The 18,385-nt window shown below is 62.2% G+C and carries 13 protein-coding genes and 3 pseudogenes; 12 read left to right on the top strand and 4 right to left on the bottom strand.

Annotated elements, in window-relative coordinates; translation table 11 throughout:
* The 4 genes and pseudogenes from L0U83_RS35960 (at position 1) to L0U83_RS35945 (ending at position 4,175) form a co-directional block, all read left to right on the top strand.
* The gene (locus L0U83_RS35960) at positions 1–1,494 is read left to right on the top strand and encodes an efflux transporter outer membrane subunit (protein ID WP_233888939.1); all 1,494 of its coding nucleotides are present in this window, start codon (positions 1–3) and stop codon (positions 1,492–1,494) included.
* A 23-nt stretch (positions 1,495–1,517) separates the two neighbouring features.
* Positions 1,518–1,607: pseudogene (locus tag L0U83_RS35955) on the top strand (LysR substrate-binding domain-containing protein); the annotation flags it as partial.
* Between the two features lie 214 nt (positions 1,608–1,821).
* Positions 1,822–2,935, top strand: a pseudogene (locus tag L0U83_RS35950) (2-isopropylmalate synthase); the annotation flags it as partial.
* 145 nt (positions 2,936–3,080) lie between these two features.
* Positions 3,081–4,175 carry a branched-chain amino acid aminotransferase gene (locus tag L0U83_RS35945; RefSeq protein WP_233888938.1) on the top strand — a complete coding sequence of 365 codons (1,095 nt, stop codon included), beginning with the start codon at positions 3,081–3,083 and terminating at the stop codon, positions 4,173–4,175.
* Positions 4,176–4,219: 44 nt separating this feature from the next.
* Here the strand turns inward: L0U83_RS35945 and L0U83_RS35940 are convergent, their stop codons facing one another.
* The gene (locus tag L0U83_RS35940) at positions 4,220–5,095 is read right to left on the bottom strand and encodes an SDR family oxidoreductase (RefSeq protein WP_233888936.1); all 876 of its coding nucleotides are present in this window, start codon (positions 5,093–5,095) and stop codon (positions 4,220–4,222) included.
* A 339-nt stretch (positions 5,096–5,434) separates the two neighbouring features.
* On the opposite strand from L0U83_RS35940, the gene yfiR reads away from it, so the two are divergent.
* The 3 genes from yfiR (at position 5,435) to yfiB (ending at position 7,992) form a co-directional block, all read left to right on the top strand.
* Complete coding sequence (gene yfiR / locus L0U83_RS35935; RefSeq protein WP_233888934.1) at positions 5,435–6,133, top strand: regulatory sequestration protein YfiR; 699 nt, start codon at positions 5,435–5,437, stop codon at positions 6,131–6,133.
* A complete protein-coding gene (gene dgcN, locus L0U83_RS35930; protein ID WP_233888931.1) occupies positions 6,130–7,398 on the top strand; it encodes a diguanylate cyclase DgcN/YfiN in 1,269 nt (422 codons plus the stop codon). Before yfiR ends, dgcN begins: the two co-directional genes overlap by 4 nt.
* A gap of 81 nt (positions 7,399–7,479) precedes the next feature.
* The gene (yfiB, locus tag L0U83_RS35925) at positions 7,480–7,992 is read left to right on the top strand and encodes an outer membrane lipoprotein YfiB (protein WP_233888928.1); all 513 of its coding nucleotides are present in this window, start codon (positions 7,480–7,482) and stop codon (positions 7,990–7,992) included.
* Positions 7,993–8,103: 111 nt separating this feature from the next.
* Here the strand turns inward: yfiB and L0U83_RS35920 are convergent, their stop codons facing one another.
* Complete coding sequence (locus tag L0U83_RS35920; protein WP_233888926.1) at positions 8,104–8,988, bottom strand: bifunctional helix-turn-helix transcriptional regulator/GNAT family N-acetyltransferase; 885 nt, start codon at positions 8,986–8,988, stop codon at positions 8,104–8,106.
* A gap of 454 nt (positions 8,989–9,442) precedes the next feature.
* Between L0U83_RS35920 and L0U83_RS35915 the strand changes: the two genes are divergently transcribed.
* Together L0U83_RS35915 and L0U83_RS35910 are read left to right on the top strand one after the other, a co-directional pair.
* Positions 9,443–11,941, top strand: coding sequence for a glycogen/starch/alpha-glucan phosphorylase (locus L0U83_RS35915; RefSeq protein ID WP_233888924.1), 2,499 nt, complete (start codon positions 9,443–9,445; stop codon positions 11,939–11,941).
* A 414-nt stretch (positions 11,942–12,355) separates the two neighbouring features.
* Positions 12,356–12,793 carry a hypothetical protein gene (locus L0U83_RS35910; protein ID WP_233888923.1) on the top strand — a complete coding sequence of 146 codons (438 nt, stop codon included), beginning with the start codon at positions 12,356–12,358 and terminating at the stop codon, positions 12,791–12,793.
* 120 nt (positions 12,794–12,913) lie between these two features.
* On the opposite strand, the pseudogene tnpA reads toward L0U83_RS35910, so the two are convergent.
* Positions 12,914–13,124, bottom strand: a pseudogene (gene tnpA / locus L0U83_RS35905) (IS200/IS605 family transposase); the annotation flags it as partial.
* A 59-nt stretch (positions 13,125–13,183) separates the two neighbouring features.
* Between tnpA and L0U83_RS35900 the strand changes: the two are divergent.
* Together L0U83_RS35900 and L0U83_RS35895 are read left to right on the top strand one after the other, a co-directional pair.
* Positions 13,184–14,428, top strand: a complete 1,245-nt coding sequence (locus L0U83_RS35900) for an RNA-guided endonuclease InsQ/TnpB family protein (RefSeq protein WP_233888921.1) — start codon at positions 13,184–13,186, stop codon at positions 14,426–14,428.
* A complete protein-coding gene (locus tag L0U83_RS35895; protein WP_233888920.1) occupies positions 14,425–14,769 on the top strand; it encodes a hypothetical protein in 345 nt (114 codons plus the stop codon). Before L0U83_RS35900 ends, L0U83_RS35895 begins: the two co-directional genes overlap by 4 nt.
* Positions 14,770–14,790: 21 nt before the next feature.
* Here L0U83_RS35895 and L0U83_RS35890 read toward each other — a convergent pair whose 3' ends face one another.
* Positions 14,791–16,269: an FAD-dependent oxidoreductase gene (locus L0U83_RS35890; RefSeq protein WP_233888919.1), complete on the bottom strand. Its 1,479-nt coding sequence runs from the start codon at positions 16,267–16,269 to the stop codon at positions 14,791–14,793.
* Between the two features lie 511 nt (positions 16,270–16,780).
* On the opposite strand from L0U83_RS35890, the gene L0U83_RS35885 reads away from it, so the two are divergent.
* On the top strand, positions 16,781–18,358 hold the full coding sequence (locus tag L0U83_RS35885) for an efflux transporter outer membrane subunit (protein WP_233888917.1): 1,578 nt from the start codon (positions 16,781–16,783) through the stop codon (positions 18,356–18,358).
* The last annotated feature ends 27 nt before the right edge of the window (positions 18,359–18,385 follow it).

Raw genomic sequence — 18,385 nt, 5'->3', positions numbered from 1 at the left:
ATGCGTGCCGCTGCCTTCGCGCGCGTCGCTGCGCCGGTCCTCGTGATGAGCTTGCTGAACGGCTGTCTGCTCGGTCCCAACTACGAACGGCCGAAAGCGGATGTGCCGGCAACGTACCGGTTTGCGTACCCGGACGTGGCCGACGTCGCCAACACCACGTGGTGGGAGCAGTTCGACGACCCGGTACTGAACGACCTGGTGAAGACCGCGCTCGAGAACAACCTCAACGTGAAGCAGGCGGCCGCGCGTGTCGACGAATTCATGGGGCAGTTCGTGAGCACCCGTTCGGCGCTGTTCCCGCAGGCGAGCGCCGGTTTCAGCGCGGCGCGCGAGCGCGCGTCGCAGAACGGGCCGACGCCGATACCGGCTGGCGTTTCGCCGGTCTTCAACGAGTTCCAGGCGAGCGTGTCGGCCTTCTGGACCATCGACCTGTTTGGCCAGGTACGACGCGAAACCGAGGCGGCGCGTGCGAACGTGAACGCGGCCGAACAGAGCCGCCGCGCGACGATCCTGACGCTCGTCGCATCGGTCGCGACGTCCTATATCACGCTGCGCAGCCTCGATATGCAGCTTGAGATCGCACAGAGCACGACCGTGAGCCGGGCCGATTCCGTACACGTGTTCACGCTGCGCCAGCAGTTCGGACAGACCTCGGATATGGAGCTTGCCCAGAGCCAGTCCGACTATGCGGCGACGAAGGCGACCATCCCGCAATTCGAGCAGCAGATCGCACAGCAGGAAGATGCGCTCTCGGTGCTGCTCGGCAGCAATCCGGAGCCGATCCTGCGCGGCCGCGCACTGGTGGATCTCTCGACGCCCGCCGTCCCTGAGGGCATGCCGTCGGACCTGCTCGAACGCCGGCCCGACCTGCTGCAGGCCGAGCAGAATCTGGTCGCGCAAAATGCGCTGATTGGCGCGGCGCGCGCGCTGTATTTCCCGCAAATCTCGCTCACGGGACTCTTCGGATCCGTGAGCACGCAGTTCTCCAATCTCTTCACCGGACCTGCGCGGGTATGGTCGTTTGCCGGCTCGGCAGTGATGCCGATCTTCACGGGCGGCAATATCTACGGCCAGAACAAGCAAGCCGAAGCGCGGCAACAGGAGGCGCTGTTCGCCTACGAAAATGCGATCAAGGTTGCGTTCCAGCAGGTCAACGACGCGCTGATCTCGGTGCAAAAGTCACGCGAGCAGTTTGAGATTCAGAGCCAGCAGGTCGCCTACCTGCGCAAATATCTGCGGCTCGCGCGGCTGCGTTACGAGGGCGGCTATACGAGCTACCTGGAGGTGCTCGATGCCGAGCGCAATCTGTTCAACGCGGAACTGCAGCAAACGCAGACACGGGCCGCGACGCTGACGAACCTCGTCAACCTCTACATGGCGATGGGCGGCGGCTGGGTCGTTCAGGCGGAGCAGATGAGCGTGCCGGCACCGGCAAGCGGACCATCGCCGGCGCAGCCGACTACGCCGGAACCCGTTGCGCAGGCGCCGCAATGACCGCGGGGGCCGCATGCGTGCCACAAATTCAGGCGGCTGACTTGCGCGGCGAGTGGCTGATCTTGCCTTCGTACGCGGACGATACGCGCACGCCGCTGGATCGCGCGTTGAGACCTGACGCGACGATCGTGCTCCAGTTCCCAATCCGGCACGCCCGCTAGCCCGCCACTGGGCTTTCGAAGTCGCGGGTTGACCCCAGGTTAATCTGAAATCTCGTTGGCTATAATCGCGAACGGCCGAGCGCTGTGATCCAGCGTTCCGGCAAGCAGGAAGGGTTACCCCCCATTCCCTGATCAATGTAGCGGCCGATCCCCACAGGAGACTGGCATGGCAGAACAACTCATCATTTTCGATACCACCTTGCGGGATGGAGAGCAGTCGCCGGGTGCGTCGATGACAAAAGAAGAAAAACTCCGCATCGCGAGGCAACTCGAGCGCATGCGGGTCGACGTGATCGAAGCAGGCTTCGCAGCCAGCTCCGAGGGCGATTTTCAGGCTGTGCGCGCAATTGCAGGCGAAGTGAAAGATAGCATTATCTGTTCTCTCGCCCGCGCGAACGAGCGTGACATTTCACGTGCAGCTGAAGCTCTGCGGCCAGCCAGCCGTTATCGTATCCATACCTTTCTTGCGACGTCGGCACTGCATATGGAGAAAAAGCTCCGTATGTCGCCCGATCAGGTGTACGAGCAGGCGCGTCGCGCGGTGCGTCAGGCGCGTAATTTCACTGATGACGTCGAGTTCTCGCCAGAAGACGCCAGCCGCTCAGATATGGACTTTCTCTGCCGGGTGCTCGAAGGCGTCATTGCCGAAGGCGCGACTACGATCAACGTACCCGATACCGTCGGCTACGCCATGCCAGAAGGCTATGCAGCACTGATCCGGGAACTGCGCGAGCGCATTCCCAATTCAGACCGGGCGGTTTTTTCGGTGCACTGTCACGATGATCTTGGCCTTGCTGTGGCGAACTCACTAGCGGCGGTCAAATCGGGCGGCGCAAGGCAGATCGAGTGCACGATCAACGGGCTTGGCGAACGGGCAGGGAATACGGCGCTCGAGGAAGTCGTCATGGCAGTCAAGACCCGGCGAGATCACTTCGGCCTCGACGTGCGCGTCGATACGAGCCAGATCGTTGCGGCTTCACAGTTGGTCTCGGAGATTACCGGGTTTGCGGTGCAGCCCAACAAGGCGGTCGTTGGCGCTAACGCATTCGCTCATGCGTCCGGCATTCACCAGGACGGTGTGCTCAAAGCGCGCGATACTTATGAGATCATGCGGGCGGAAGACGTAGGCTGGAGCGCGAACAAGATCGTGCTTGGGAAGCTTTCTGGAAGAACCGCCTTCAAACAGCGCTTGCGTGAGCTGGGCGTCATGATGGACAGCGATGCGGAATTGAATGCGGCGTTCGCGCGCTTCAAGGCGCTCGCTGATCGGGAGGCCATCGTTTCCGATGGCGCACTCGTTGCCCTGGCTCGGCAGGGCGCGGACGTGAATTCCGGCAGCGCGCATCGATAGCGATCAGCGATTGAGGTTTTCAGGTCACAGACCGCCGCACTGCAGGGATATTTTCGTTACTACTCGAAACAGCCATGAATACTGAAACAACTGCGCAATTTACTATTTCGCCCATCGAGACACCTACCCCACACGATCAGATCACCGCGAGTATTACGAACCCGGTATTTGGTCGCGTGTTCACCGATCACATGGTGACTGTTCGATGGACAAGTACCCTTGGCTGGCACGACGCGAAAGTCGAGCCGCGCCGGCCGTTTCAGATTGACCCCGCCTGCGCCGTCCTGCACTACGCGCAGGAAATATTTGAGGGCATGAAAGCCTATCGCGGCGAAGACGGCTCGATCTCGCTTTTCAGGCCTCTCGAGAACGCAAGGCGGTTTCGCGCGTCGGCCGCGCGCATGTCCATGGCCGAACTCCCCGAAACACTCTTTGTCGGCGCAGTGGATGCTCTCGTGAAGGTGGATCGGGCCTGGGTTCCTGGGGGAGATGGCAGCCTGTACCTTCGGCCCTTCATGTTTGCATCCGAAAGTTTTCTCGGTGTGCGCGCGTCGAATGAGTACGTGTTCTGTGTGATTGCCTCGCCCGTTGGGCCGTATTTCAAGCCGGGCAAGACCGCGGTCACTGTTTGGGTGTCTGACCACTACACGCGTGCGGCACCGGGTGGAACAGGCGCAGCCAAATGCGGTGGAAATTATGCTGCCAGCCTGATTGCGCAAACCGAGGCGGCAGCGAAAGGCTGCGACCAGGTTGTGTTCCTTGACGCCGCGGAACACAAATGGATCGAAGAACTGGGTGGCATGAACGTTTTCTTCGTGATGGACGACGGTTCGCTGCGTACACCGCCGCTATCCGGCACCATCTTGCCCGGTATTACGCGTGCTTCCATTATTGAGTTGGCGAGACAGGAGGGCATGACAGTCTCCGAAGAGCCTTATGCATTTGAAACGTGGCAAGCCGATGCAATCAGTGGCCGCGTCAAGGAGGCCTTCGCCTGTGGTACGGCAGCGGTCGTGACGGCCATCGGAGAGGTTCGTCACGTTGCGGGCGAATTCAAGATCGGAGATGGCGGCGAAGGACCTGTCACGCAACAGATTCGCACGACGCTCACCGGCATTCAGCGCGGCAAGATTGCGGACCCGTTCGGGTGGACCCACAAGGTTGAATGAGCCATTCATGGGCGGCTCTCGTGCGCTTGCAGGTCCGCTGCATCTCACGAGGGCTTCGCAACTTTAATCATATTGTCCGCCCGTAGCATGCCCGGCAAGGCCTCAACGAAAAGATCTGCCTGCAATGCCGCGCCAGCCTCGACGTCGTATTGCGAGAAGTCCCGGACGCCAGCCGCCAATAGAACTTCGTCATCCAGAAAGAATTTTCCGGAGGACTCCCTTGATGGGCGCGTCAGAATATAGTGGGCTGCGTCGGCAACTATCTCCGGCTTGCGGCACGCAGCAATCATCTGCGTGCCGCCAATCTCGTTGCGCACCGCGGCAGTCGCAATCGCGGTTCTTGGCCACAATGAATTCACGGCGACGCCACGGTCCTTGAACTCGCCAGCGAGCGCCAGCGTAAACAGGCTCATCGTGTATTTTGCAATGGCGTAAGCCGGAAAATCCTTGAACCACTTTGCGTCTGTGACCAGGGGAGGTGACAGCGTCAGGATGTGCGGATTAGGCGAATTGAGCAGGTGAGGCAGACAGGCCTGCGCACAGACAAACGTGCCCCTGCCGTTCACTCCGTGCATCAGGTCGTAGCGCTTGACGGGTGTGTCCAGCGTTCCCGTCAGTCGGATGGCACTCGCATTGTTCACGAGTATGTCGATCCCGCCGAATACCTCAATGGTCCTGGCAACGGCGTCCTTTACGCGCTCCTCATCGCGAATGTCGACGACGAGTGGAAGCGCCTTTCCGCCAGCCGCTTCCACAGCAGCGGCGGCCGTATGTATCGTGCCTTCAAGGCGCGGGTCCGGGTCGGCCGTCTTCGCTGCAATCACGACGTTCGCTCCGTCGCGTGCCGCGCGCAGTGCAATGGCGAGTCCGATACCCCGACTGCCACCTGACATAAATATTGTTTTGCCAGCGAGATTCATGGTCATCTCCTGAATTTGACACGATGGACGCTTTGTCTGCGACGCTTATGAAGAGGTCGGGGCCATTGCGGCTTGCACCCATGACCTCGTGTTCGAGCGAGAACTGTCGAACAATTTCCTTGCCGGGCAGTCCGGTTGCGCCAACTACCCGCCAATGTGCAGATCAATTCGCTGCAACGCGGCAATCGTGATGGCTGCCGCGCGAACAGGTGTTTCCAACTGGTTGACTGTGCGATTTTGCGCCTAAGATGAACTTCTATGCGCACAGGCTGGTGCAGGCCCGCAAAAGGCGGGCGCCAGAAGGCAGCGCGCGGATCGACGCCAACAAGTGTTTTCATCATGGATGCGAGCGTGCGCGCGGCGGGTGCCTGTCGTGCGTCTGCATTGACGCGAAAGTGCGCGACGGAGATCGCCGCGCTGGCGACGTCTGCCCGGCGTGGCTGGTCGGCGTCGCTTTGCCATGCCTTGCTCGCAGTGGCTTGCGCGCTGGGCGCGGCACCGGCTGCGCCCGCCGACACACCCGCCAATACAGTCGATCCAGCCAACACGGCGCGCGCCGTTACCGGCGCGAGCCCTACCGACCCTGCCGTTTCGCCGCGCGACGCCGCCGTGCGCCAGGTCGTGCTGGGCATCATCAGCTTTACGCACTGGCCGACGCCGCCCGGGCGCCTGCACCTGTGCGTGACGGGCCGACCCGACTACGCGCAGGGCCTCGTCGACACGCTGCAGGCCGGCTCGACGCCGCTCGAGGTGCGGCGTGTCCACTTTGATGATTCGGCCCTCGGCGCAGCCTGCGACGTCGTTTATCTTGGCGACCTGAGCGACGCTGAGCGGCAGCAGATCAGCGCCGCCGTGGCTGGCCATCCGGTCCTGACCATTGCGGAACACGATCCGTCGTGCACCGCGGGCAGCATGTTCTGCCTGAATGTCGATGGCGAACGCGTCACGTTCGACATCAATCTCGATGCCGTGGCGCGCAGCGGCGTGCGAGTCCACCCGAATGTGCTCAACCTCGCGCGGCGGCCGGTGACGCCATGACACAGCCCGCGCCCCCTGTTGCCCCTCCGCCTGCGCCGCGTCTGACGCTGCAAGGCGTATTGCGCCGCGCGCACCTGCGTCTGGCGTTCGTCGCCGTCACAATGGCCGCTGTGTCGTTGATCCTGGTCGCCGTGATCGCATTGCGTGCCTATTCCGGCAACAACCTGAACCTGCTGGCCCGCTCGCTCGGCTATACGGTCGAGGCGGCGCTGGTGTTCGGTGACCGCGTCGCGGCGACCCAGGCGATCGAGCTGATCGCCAAAGAAGAGGACGTGGCCCAGATCGTCGTCACGGATGGCAGGGGCCGGCCGTTCGCGGCATGGCGCTCGCCTGCCGCCAGCGCGATCGCCCGGCTCGAGCGGGCAGTCGCCGACCTTGCGCTGCCCGGGCCCGTGACAGTGCAGGTGCGGCACGACGGCATCGTCGTCGGTTACGTCGAAGTGCGTGGTCAGGGGCACCAGTTCTTCGGCTTCCTGCTGGGCGGCGTCGGCGGCATCCTGGCCTGCCTCGCCGTTAGTGTGCTTGGGGCCTATGTCAGCTCGAAGCGCGTGGTGCGCAGCATTGTCGCTCCCCTGCGTGCGCTGGCTGGCGTCGCCCACGCAGTGCGGCGCGACCGCGCGTTCGATCGACGAGTCGAGCCCGCTGCGATTGCCGAACTGAACGAGCTCGGCGACGATTTCAACGCCTTGCTCGATGAATTCGAAGACTGGCAGAACAACCTGCGCAACGAAAACGCATCGCTCGAGCACAAGGCAACCCACGATGCGCTCACTGGCCTGCCCAACCGTTTGCAGTTCGAGGCTCGCCTCAAGCGCGCCCTCGGCGAGGCCATGGTGACGCAGCAGCGGGTCGCCGTCCTCTATCTCGACTGTGACCGTTTCAAGGAGATCAACGACTGCTTCGGCCATGACGCCGGCGACGCGGTGCTGATCGCTATCGCGGCGCGGCTGCGCACGCAGTCGCGCGAAGTCGACCTCGTGGCACGCCTCGGCGGCGACGAATTCGCCGTGATGCTGGCGCCGATGCGCGAACTGGCCAGCGCCGCCCGCATCGCCGAGGACATACTGTCCGGCATGACGCTGTCGATCACGTTGTCCGATGGCCGCACGGTCGCCACCATGATGAGCATCGGTATTGCGCTGTATCCCGAACACGCGTGCGACGCGAACGGCTTGCTGCGCGCTGCGGATGCGGCGATGTACCGGGCCAAGCGCGCGCGGCCCGGATCGTGGCAGTTCGCCGAAGGTGTCGCCGGACCGGCTTGACGTGATGGCACGGCACAGCAGCCGGGCCGTCGCAAGAACTCAAAACAGCGCGTGCACGCCGGCGCGCTCGAGGGGAATGTGATGAAGAAACACGCGTTACCTGCACGCATCTGGCGTGCAGGCATTGGGAGCGCACTGCTCCTGTGTTTGCTCCTTGGGGGCTGCCAAACGCCGCCGCTTTACCGCGGTCTGACGCACAAGCAAGTCGAGGCGCTCACGTCTGCGGGATTCGAGGAGACCGGGCAGGGTTTCGAGTTCGGCTTGACCGGCCCCATCCTGTTCGACTTCGACCGCTACAACCTCAAGCCCGACGCCCGCCGGATCGTCGAGCGAATTGGCCACACGCTTACGTCGGCAGGGCTTACCAGTGTGCGCGTGTATGGCTACAGCGACGCGGAGGGCTCGAGCGCCTATGACCTTGAGTTGTCCAGACGCCGTGCCGAGGTCGTAGCACTCGAACTCGTCGACACCGGGCTGCCTGCCGAACACGTCGAGATCATTGGGAAAGGCAAGCGCGATCCGGTGGGCGACAACCGCACGGAAGCCGGCCGCGCACAAAACCGCCGGGTCGCAATTGTCGTCGCGCCGCGCTGAGCCGGCGCGGTGTCCTGTTCCGAATTCCGGATCGCCCCATCTGGGTGCAACTGAGGAAGCTGAACGCAAAAAAGCACGCTCGCTCAAACAAGGGGCGCATCACCCGGCCGTTCAGACCAATCGCTTTTCAAACCAGTGATGGGCATAGGGTTCAGCGCTGAACGCATCGACTTCGATGTATCCAGATTGCCGGTATAGAGAAATCGCCTCGCGCAGAGCGCGATTTGTCTCCAGGCGGATCACGCGCGCTTTGGCCTGCCGGGCACGCTTCTCCGCCTCGACGATCAACCGGCGGCCGACACCCATACCTCGTGCGGTGGGACTCACCCACATTCTCTTGAGTTCGGCCGGCGACTTCTTGTGAAACTTCAGCGCGACGCAGCCTATCGGGCTTCCATGGAGTCTCGCGACGATCAACGCGCCTTGCGGCGCCGTCAGTTCATGGGCATCTGCGGACAGGCTCATAGACGGATCGAATCCTGCCTCAAAGCGATCGTTGAGTTCACCGAAGTATTGTTCAAAGCACCACTTCGCTTCATCACTATCCGGCGTCTCAAGGGCAAAATGCACCAGCGATGCCTGTAGCAAACGCTCAACCTCAGACATGGCTGCGACCAGCCTGCGTCGCTGCTCGTCGCCGAGCGGCTCGAGCGCACGTAAGGCGACTGCGTCGGAGAGCCGTTCGAGTTCGGCCCTTTCCATGAGCCCTTTCTCAGTCAGGCAAGCCCGGCGCACGCGGCGGTCGTTCGAATGAGTGCGGACGGCAACAAGGTCTTGTCGCTCAAGAGACGCCAAGGTCCGGCTCACATAGCCTGAATCAAGGTTTAGCCTCGCGCGAAGAGCACGAATATCCGTACCGTCGACACCGATCTCCCATAGCAGGCGTGACTCACCCATCGGGCGGCCTCGTCCGAGGAAATGATCGTCGATGGCGCCAATGCTCTCGGCGACGATGCGGTTAAAGCGACGAATCTGGAGAATATCGGCTGCACTCATATCTCTGACTTTAGTCAGAGATTTGGCTCCCGTCAACATGGCGTCGAGGGATGCTGTGCCGTCCCCAAACTCCTCGCACATGAGTTCGAACGATGTTCAGTGCCCAAATGGTAGCGGCCTCACGAGAGCGCACGCGCCCATTTTCCGGGAAGGCGAGCAGTGAAGCGGCCCAGGTTGTGAAACTGGTACGGACCAACCATACTTGCCTGTAACGCCCCCCGAATGCGCCAGATTCACACCGTGCTGCAACCGGAAATTGAGAAAGGCGAGTTCGGTTCATTCTCTTCATCAAACAGCTAACTGGCTTCGACCTCCTGCATCTTGCGAAACCCGATGCCCGCACGCAGGCGTCGGGTGACCCTCGGCGTGGCAACGCCACCCGGGCGGGGCGACAGAGGTCGGAGAATCGTTCGCTGCGATTGCGTCGAGTCAAACTGAAACATGGGGAAGCATCGTGGCCATCACCCCAACGTCAGCCGCGAACCCGAGCGCCGAATCCGCGCGTAGCGGCCTGAGCATCGACGCGTTGCGGCGCGGCGTGCTCGACAATCTGGTCTGCCTGCAGGCCCGTACGCCGGGCATAGCGACGCCGCACGACTGGTACATGGCGCTAGCCTATAGCGTGCGTGACCGCATGCTGGAGCGCTGGGCTGCGACGATCCAGACCTATGCGGAGCGCGATTTGCGGGTGGCGTGCTACCTCTCCGCCGAGTTCCTGATTGGACCGCAGCTGGGTAACAACCTCGTCAATCTCGGTATCGAAGACAATGCGCGCGACGCCATGCACGAGCTCGGTCAGGATCTCGACGAACTGCTTGCACTCGAAGAAGAGCCGGGGCTCGGAAATGGCGGGCTAGGCAGGCTCGCGGCCTGTTATCTGGATTCGCTCGCGACGCTCGAAATTCCGTCCGTAGGCTACGGCATCCGCTATGAGTTCGGCATCTTCAATCAGGATATTCGCGATGGCTGGCAGGTCGAAGTCGCCGACCTTTGGCTGCAAAAGGGCAATCCATGGGAGATCGTGCGCCCAAACCTGAGCTACGACGTCTCGTTCGGCGGGCATACTGAAATGTGGAACGACGCGCAAGGCCGCTTTCGCGTGCGCTGGCTGCCTGCGCGCATGGTCAAAGGCGTGGCTTGTGATACGCCGATGCCCGGCTTTCGGGTCAATACGTGCAACACACTGCGCCTGTGGAAGAGCGAGGCTATCGAATCCTTCGCCCTGGAGGACTTCAATGCCGGCGACTACTACCAGGCCGTGCAGGAAAAGGTGATCTCCGAAACGCTGTCCAAGGTGCTGTATCCGAATGACGAGCCCGAAGCCGGCAAGCGACTGCGCCTTGCGCAACAGTACTTCTTCGTCTCGTGCTCGCTCCAGGACATGCTGCGTCTGCTCGATCTGAAAGGCGAACCTGTTTCGCGTTTCGCGGAAATGTTCACCGCGCAACTGAACGATACCCATCCTGCCATCGCCGTCGCCGAACTGATGCGCCTGCTCGTGGACGAACGGCTGCTCCCCTGGGAAGAGGCATGGGACATTACACGTCGCACGCTTGCCTATACCAACCATACGCTGCTGCCTGAAGCGCTGGAGACGTGGGGTTTGCCGCTTTTTGGACGGTTGCTGCCGCGTCCGCTCGAGATCATCTACGAGATCAACCGGCGGTTCCTCGACGAGGTGCGGCAGCACTATCCGGGCGACGAGGCGCGTGTGGCGCGCATGTCGATCATTGACGAGGCAGGCGAGAAAAAAGTGCGCATGGCGCACTTGTCGACCATCGGTTGCCACGCGGTCAATGGTGTTGCGGCGCTGCATTCCGCGCTTCTCACGCAGACCGTGCTGCGCGACTTTGCGCAGTTGTGGCCCGAACGTTTTCTCAACGTTACGAACGGCGTCACGCCGCGCCGCTTCGTTCTGCTCGCCAATCCAGGGCTCGCCCGGCTTCTTGACGAAACGGTGGGCGAGGGATGGGTCACCGACCTCACGCTGCTTCGGAAACTCGAGGCGCACGCCGGCGATCCGGCGTTTCTGGAAAAGTGGCGTGCAGTGAAGCGGGCGAACAAAAAGGCGCTGGCGCAGCGCATCCGAACCGCCACGGGCGTCATTGTCGATCCCGACGCGCTCTTCGACATTCAGGTAAAGCGTATTCACGAGTACAAGCGACAGCATCTGAACGCGCTTTACGTCATCACGCTTTACCAGCGTCTGCGCCGTAATCGCGAACTGGGTTGCGTGCCGCGCTGTTTCATCTTTGGCGGAAAAGCGGCGCCAGGCTACAAGATGGCGAAACTGATGATCCGGCTGATCACGGGTATCGCCGAGGTCGTGAACAACGACCCCATCGTGGAGGACAGGCTGAAAGTCGTGTTCCTTCCCAACTTCAATGTGAAGAACGCGCAATTCATCTATCCCGCCGCCGATCTGTCCGAGCAGATTTCAACTGCCGGCAAGGAAGCGTCCGGCACCGGCAACATGAAATTCATGATGAACGGCGCGCTCACGATCGGAACGCTGGACGGTGCCAACGTCGAGATCCGCGAGGAAACGGGCGACGAAAACTTCTTTCTATTCGGTCTGACTGCCGAACAGGTGGAATACGTCAAACGCGAAGGCTATCGGCCCGCGCACTATGTCGAAGGCAATGCGGAGTTGCGCGACGTGCTGGACCTGATTGCAGGCGGATACTTTTCGTGTGGCGACCAGGAGGTGTTTCGTCCACTCGTCGAGAACCTGATGCGGGACGATCCATTTCTCGTGCTCGCCGATTACGCAGACTATGTCGCGTGCCAGGAGCGGGTGAGCGAAGTCTGGAAAGACGAGGCACGCTGGACGCGCATGTCGGTCCTCAACACGGCGCGCTCGGGGAAATTCTCGTCCGATCGCGCGATCGGCGAATACTGTGAACGGATCTGGACGATTGCGCCCGTGAGAATCCGCGTTGATCGACCCTGACATGGAGCACGATCCGCGCGAGGCGGCGCGGGCCGGGCCGCGGCGTTACGCCGGCGCAGCCGCTCGGATGGGGTAGCTGGAAGCAGCGCTGTAGTGCAGCGCGACCCTGCCGGGTGCCGTTGCGCACCAGATCCGTGCTGCGCTGCGCAGACGTGCAGCGATATCCACGCCTGTGATGGGAGAAACGCATTGGCACAGCACTTGCGTTGCATTGCACCAAGGCGAGTCAATGGCGATTCGCTCCGTCATGCCATCCTGGGCATCACCGAATACTGACTTGCCCGGCAACGGGCTCCCTGGGCAACGGCGTCCTGCGCACCTGGTTGAACGACCGGGCGGGCAGGACGCCGTTGCCGTTTTGGTAGCCACACCATGTCAAGCAAAGCCACTCGCTGGCCCGATTAGCGAGGCGCGATGGAACGGAAAACCTGGGACGATAAAATCACCATGTTCGAATTGAGTTGTTTTTGCGCGCTCGCGTTAGCTACGCTTGCGATCGCTGGTCGGATGATCGCGCTGATTCACGAGAAAAATGACGACACGACGGTTTTCCTCGAATTGCAGCTGGCATTGCACGTCGCCTTGATCCTGGTTTTGGCGATGACGCTGGACGTTGGGATCGAACCGGCATTTGTGTGGCTCCGCCACAGGTTGCCGCATAACGGTACGCAGGCAAACCGGACGATTGCAGCAATCCTTACCGGGTTCGGATGCGTTGTATTCGTCTTTGCTTTTCCATGGGGCATGGTTGCCGTCGAACGGTTGCGACGCGATTTATTGACAGCCCGCAGAGTCACCAACGACTTGATTGATCGACTCCGCGTCGGTCGGAAGGAGTCGGCGCTGATGTGACCACCGGCAGACCCACCGACGCTGGCAGCGGTGATAGATTGTCAATTGACCGGGAAGCGCGGCAAGCCTCGTTCACGGCGGGGAGGATAGCGCGGACGGCGTAGCCGTCCTTCTACGGCCTTAATGCGGCGTCTGCTGCTGTTCAATGTACTGACGCACAACCGCGATAGGCGCACCGCCGCACGACCCCGCAAAGTAGGACGGCGACCAAAGCGCATCGCCCCACAGCTTGCGCCGGATGGACGGGTAGTTCTTCTGCCGAATCATCCGGCTCGAAACCCCCCTTCAGGCTGTTCACGAGCGCCGACACGGCGACCTTGGGCGGATAGTCGTGGGCGGCCCATATTTCCCTCTTGCGTAGTTTCAAGGGCGCAAAATATAGTGCGCGACATGGAGCGCCTTCAAGCCTTCAAATTCGAACTCATGCCGACCGGCGAGCAGGCGCACAAGATGCGCCAGTTCGCCGGTGCGTGCCGGTTCGTCTATAACAAGGCGCTGGCGTTTCAGAAGGAAAACCACGCAGCCGGTCAGAAGTTCGTCGGCTTTGCTGGCATGTGCAAGCGGCTCACGCAATGGCGCAATAGCACCGACACGCCGTGGATGAAGGATGGTCCGGTCCATACTCAGCAGCAGACGCTGAAGGACCTGGAGCGGGCGTTCGTCAACTTCTTCGAAAAGCGCGCGGAATTCCCGTGTTTCAAGCGCAAGGGAATGGGCGACAGCTTCCGGTATCCGGACCCGAAGCAGATAAAGCTGGACCGCGACAATGGCCGCGTGTTCGTGCCCAAGCTCGGCTATATTCGCTACCGGAACAGTCGTACGGTGCTCGGCGAGGTCCGTAGCGCTACCGTATCGCTTCGCGCGGGTAAGTGGTACGTGTCGATTCTCACGCGTCGCGAGGTAAAGCAGCCGGTTCCGGTTGGCCCGGCTGTCGGTATCGATGTGGGTGTGGCTCGCTTCGCGACGTTGTCGGATGGCTCATACATCGCGCCGCTCGCGTCGTTCCGCAAGCACGAGCAGCGGCTTGCGAAGTATCAGCGCCGGATGGCCCGCAAGGTCAAAGGCAGTAGCAACTGGAAGAAAGCGAAGGCCCGCATTCAGCGCATCCACGCGCGTATCGCGGACGCTCGCGCTGATTTCCTCCACAAGGCATCGAACGCAATCAGCAAAAACCACGCAATGGTTGCGCTCGAAGACCTGAAAATCAGCAACATGTCGAAGTCGGCGAAGGGCACGGCAGACGCACCAGGACGCAACGTTCGCGCGAAGTCCGGCCTCAACAAGTCGATTCTCGACCAGGGCTGGGGCGAATTCCGCCGCCAACTCGAATACAAGACGGCATGGCGCGGCGGCTTTTTCGTCGCGGTAGACCCGAAGAACACGAGCCGTACGTGCCCGTGTTGCGGCCATGTCTCGAAGGACAACCGGAAGACGCAAGCGCTGTTCAAGTGCGTCGAGTGCGGACACGAAGCGAACGCCGACGACGTTGGCGCGCTCAATGTTCTAGCGGCAGGACATGCCGTTATTGCCTGTGGAGGGATGGCGCAGTCAGGCCACCCGACGAAGCAGGAACCCACCTATAAGGTGCTTGCGCGCCGGGGGATGTCAATGATCACTCTGGTGTCAAATCGATGAGATCCCGCTCCGTTCCGTCCCAGTCTGAGCGCCTTTACGTTCTCGACGCGAAGAACAAGCCTGTCGAGGTGTTCGACCGCGGCGAGTGGTCGCGCTGGATGGCCGAGAACGAATTGATCTTTCGCCGCACGCTGCTCGAAGCGTCCGGCGTGACGGTCACGACGCGCTTTCGCGGCGTGGCCGACGCGAAGACTGGGGAACCCGCGCTCTTTGTGACGCGAATCGCCGGAATGGAAGTGCCGGATGATAACGAGAGCTATGGCGCTAGCACGCTCGATGAGGCGCTCGAGCGGCACGAACGCATCGTGCAAAAGATCCTTGGGATTCTGACTGGACGGTGACCGGTGCGATTCGTTCTGCCGTCAACGAAAGTCGCGTTCCATCTTGACTTCTGCCCGCAGACTTTCTGCATCGCGATAGATAGACGCCACCGCGACGACACGTCCGTCCCGCTTGTAGCGCAGGAAACAGTCGCGTCCTGCAATATCGCCGTCAACTGAGATCTCGTCCCAGCTTTCCGCGTGGCCGAGATAGTTGATCGGGACATCGTAGTGCTGGCTCCAGAAGAATGGCACGGCGTCAAACTTCTCACGTCCGCCAATCAGGTTCATTGCCGCCGTTTGTCCCTGGCGTTGGGCGACGACCCAGTGCTCCACGCGAATTGCCGTGCCACTGTGCGGATCGGGCCACCGAGCGATGTCGCCGGCAGCGAAGACGCCAGGCGCGCTTGTCTGCAAGCAGGCATCGACCAGCACGCCACGGTCGATCGCGAGGCCGGCCTGCTCGGCCAGTGCGAGTCGTGGCCGCACACCAACGCCGACCACCACCAGATCGGCTTCAAGGCTGCCACCCGCTTTGAGCGATACCTGCTGAGTATCGATCGCGCTGGCGGTGTTCCCGAGGTGGAAGACGACGCCGTGTTCTTCATGCAGGCGCTGCACGAATTCACCCATCTGCGGCCCCAGCACGCGTTCCATCGGACGCTGCTCCGGCGCCACGACGTGTACTTCGAGCCCACGTGCGCGCAAAGACGCCGCCACTTCCAGTCCGATGAAGCTGGCCCCGATGACGACCGCGCGCCTCGAGTTCGCCGCGCGAGCGATGATGGCGCGGCAGTCGGCCAATGTGCGAAGGGTATGCACATGCGGCAAATCCATGCCGGGGATGGGCAAGCGAACCGCTTCGGCTCCCGTGGCCAGCAGCAAACGGTCGTAGGGCACCTTGGAGCCATCCGCCAGCTCCACCTCGTGCGCGTCGACATGAAGGCGTACAACGCTGGCCCGGAGCCGCAGATCGATGCGTTCATCTGCGTAGAAGGCGTCATCTCGAAGCGGCACCCACTCCTCGGGCGCGCTGCCAGCCAGATAGTCTTTGGAGAGGTTTGGCCGGTCCACCGGCGGCGCCTCGTCGTCGCTCAGCATGGTGAGACTGCCCGCGTAGCCGAGGCGCCGCAGACGCTCAGCAGCAGCGAAACCAGCAGCCCCTGCGCCGACGATAACGATCTTCTGTGGCGCGCCGGCCGGCGCGGTCACGGAACCAGCGGGCGGCGTCTTTTTGTGCAGTACGACAATCTTGTCGCCCCGAACTTCCGTAGACCAGCAAGCGACAGGGCTGAGCGCAGGGGCTCGCACCGCTTCCCCGGTGCGCAGGCTGAAGCACGCGTGATGCCATGGGCACCGTACCGTGTCCCCGACGATCAACCCTTCAGCGAGCGGGCCGTGGTAGTGAGTGCAGGTAGCGTCAATAGCGACGAATTCATCGCCGAGCCGTGCAATCAGGACCGCGTCATTGCCGACGTGTCCTGACAACAGGCCAGCTTCGCCGATTGATTCGATGGGCACGCCCTGGGCCAGATCAGGCCCGTTTTCATTCGATGCCTCACTGCTTATGTCGACCTCCGTGGGCACGTCGCCCCGGTAGCAAGGGGAGTCATCGCCCCGAGGCGCTGATGGCGACCGGCTGCCATAGCCGCGGCCGGTCGGGCTTCATGCGGGGCGCCGACACCCTGCGTCACAGCTTACCGGCTGGGCAGAGGTCGGCAATTCCAATGGTAGTCCACGTTGGTCTGGGACCGGAGTCGGCCCACACCAGACCCGTGGCATCAGGGGAGTTTCAGTTTTCTTTCAGAATCCTTCCGGCGATCGGAAAGTATCGGGATTCCGCCAAGCTGCTACCGCACTGGTGCAGTCCGATGATTGAACCGGATTCCGAATCAATCTGATGATTCACTTCCTTTTTCGGCTTGTCGCGTGGCAAGTCCGTTCGAGGGTCATGTGAACATGTTGTGGCATGATTTTAAACTCTGCATCTGCCGTTTCGTTCGTATTCCGCGCAGTGAAACAGGGTGGATCGATGATCGATGACGTCAACCACGGTTTCAGTCGCAGTCACTTGCACGGGCATTCGCGCAGTGCGTCTCGCCGCCATGCAGCTTGCGAGACGGTCACGCGTGCCGCATGGGTCGCTGTCCTGATCGCCTTGTCCGGCTGCACTGTTGGCCCGGATTACCATACGCCCGCCCCGCCCGCTACCGACACCTACACGACCACGCCGCTACCCGATCAAACCGCCTCGTCGCCGGGTGCGTCGGGTGTCGCTCAACAATTCGTGGCCGGCCATGACATTCCCGCCCAGTGGTGGACGCTCTTTCATTGCGAGCCGCTCGACACGCTGATTCGCGAAGCGCTCGCCAACAGCCCCAACGTCGCCGCGGCGCAAGCGGCGCTCAGGCAGGCCGGCGAGAATCTTCGTGCGCAAATGGGCACCACGCTGTATCCGTCCGTCGACGCGACGGCCAATGCGACGCGCGAGAAGTTCAGCGGTGTCACGTTCGGCGAGCCGCAGCTCACGGAACTGCTGAACCTCTATAACGCATCGGTGAGCGTGTCGTACAACCTCGATGTGTTCGGCGGCGGAAGGCGCGAGCTCGAATCGCTGCGCTCGCAGGTCGATTACCAGGGTTTTCAGTTGCAGGCTGCGTATCTCGCGCTGACCGCGAACATCGTGACGGCGGCCATCAAGGAAGCCTCGCTGCGGGAGCAGATCGAAGCGACCGAGCGCATCGCCGACGACGAAGACACGCAGCTCGGCATCATGCGCCAGCAGCTCGGGCTGGGCGGCGTGAGCCGCGCCGCGGTGCTTGCGCAGGAAACGCTCGTGGCGCAGACGCGCGCGACATTGCCGCCGCTGCGTCAGTCGCTTGACCAGACGCGTGACCAGCTCGCGGTCCTTGCGGGCAGGCCGCCGAGCGATACGGACGTGCCCGAGTTCAGGCTGTCGATGTTCACGCTGCCGCAAACGTTGCCCGTCAGCGTGCCGTCTTCGCTCGTGCGTCAGCGCCCCGACATTCTCGCCGCCGACGCCACGCTGCATCAGGCGAGCGCTCAGGTCGGCGTTGCGACGGCGAACATGTATCCGCAGCTCACGCTCTCCGCGAGTTACGGTCCGCAGGCACTGACGCCCGCGGGCCTTCTTAAGTACGCCGACATGATCTGGAGCATCGGCGCAGGGATCACGCAGCCGATCTTTCACGGCGGCCAGCTAAGCGCGCAAAAGCGCGCCGCAGAAGCGGCATTCGATGAGGCCAACGCGCAATACCGCCAAACGGTGCTGCTCGCGTTCCAGAACGTCGCGGATACATTGCGCGCGCTCGAACATGATGCAACCGGCCTGCACGCGCAGACGCAGGCATGGCGCGCAGCCGGCGATTCGCTCGACCTGACGCGCGGCCAGTTTCGCATCGGCGGGGTCAGCTATCTGGCGCTGCTCGATGCGCAGCGTCAATACCAGCAGACCGTCGTGAATCTCGCGCAGGCGCAGGCCGCGCGCTATGCGGACACAGCGGCGCTGTTCCAGGCGCTCGGCGGCGGCTGGTGGAACGACACGGCGACGAGCCAGGCAGCCCAACCCACGCCGGCTACGCCGAAGTGAATGCGTTTGCAGTCGCCGCCCCTGCCA

Source organism: Paraburkholderia flagellata (assembly GCF_021390645.1).
In the GTDB taxonomy this organism is placed as follows: domain Bacteria; phylum Pseudomonadota; class Gammaproteobacteria; order Burkholderiales; family Burkholderiaceae; genus Paraburkholderia; species Paraburkholderia flagellata.
This window is presented reverse-complemented; position numbering and strand designations above follow the sequence as displayed.

Bases quoted from the DNA above. Each gene is read 5' to 3' on its own strand.
- L0U83_RS35960 (WP_233888939.1), top strand. From the start codon at position 1: ATGCGTGCCGCTGCCTTCGCGCGCGTCGCTGCGCCGGTCCTCGTGATG.
- L0U83_RS35945 (WP_233888938.1), top strand. From the start codon at position 3,081: ATGAATACTGAAACAACTGCGCAATTTACTATTTCGCCCATCGAGACA.
- L0U83_RS35940 (WP_233888936.1), bottom strand. From the start codon at position 5,095: ATGAATCTCGCTGGCAAAACAATATTTATGTCAGGTGGCAGTCGGGGT.
- yfiR (WP_233888934.1), top strand. From the start codon at position 5,435: ATGGATGCGAGCGTGCGCGCGGCGGGTGCCTGTCGTGCGTCTGCATTG.
- dgcN (WP_233888931.1), top strand. From the start codon at position 6,130: ATGACACAGCCCGCGCCCCCTGTTGCCCCTCCGCCTGCGCCGCGTCTG.
- yfiB (WP_233888928.1), top strand. From the start codon at position 7,480: ATGAAGAAACACGCGTTACCTGCACGCATCTGGCGTGCAGGCATTGGG.
- L0U83_RS35920 (WP_233888926.1), bottom strand. From the start codon at position 8,988: ATGAGTGCAGCCGATATTCTCCAGATTCGTCGCTTTAACCGCATCGTC.
- L0U83_RS35910 (WP_233888923.1), top strand. From the start codon at position 12,356: ATGGAACGGAAAACCTGGGACGATAAAATCACCATGTTCGAATTGAGT.
- L0U83_RS35900 (WP_233888921.1), top strand. From the start codon at position 13,184: ATGGAGCGCCTTCAAGCCTTCAAATTCGAACTCATGCCGACCGGCGAG.
- L0U83_RS35895 (WP_233888920.1), top strand. From the start codon at position 14,425: ATGAGATCCCGCTCCGTTCCGTCCCAGTCTGAGCGCCTTTACGTTCTC.
- L0U83_RS35885 (WP_233888917.1), top strand. From the start codon at position 16,781: ATGATCGATGACGTCAACCACGGTTTCAGTCGCAGTCACTTGCACGGG.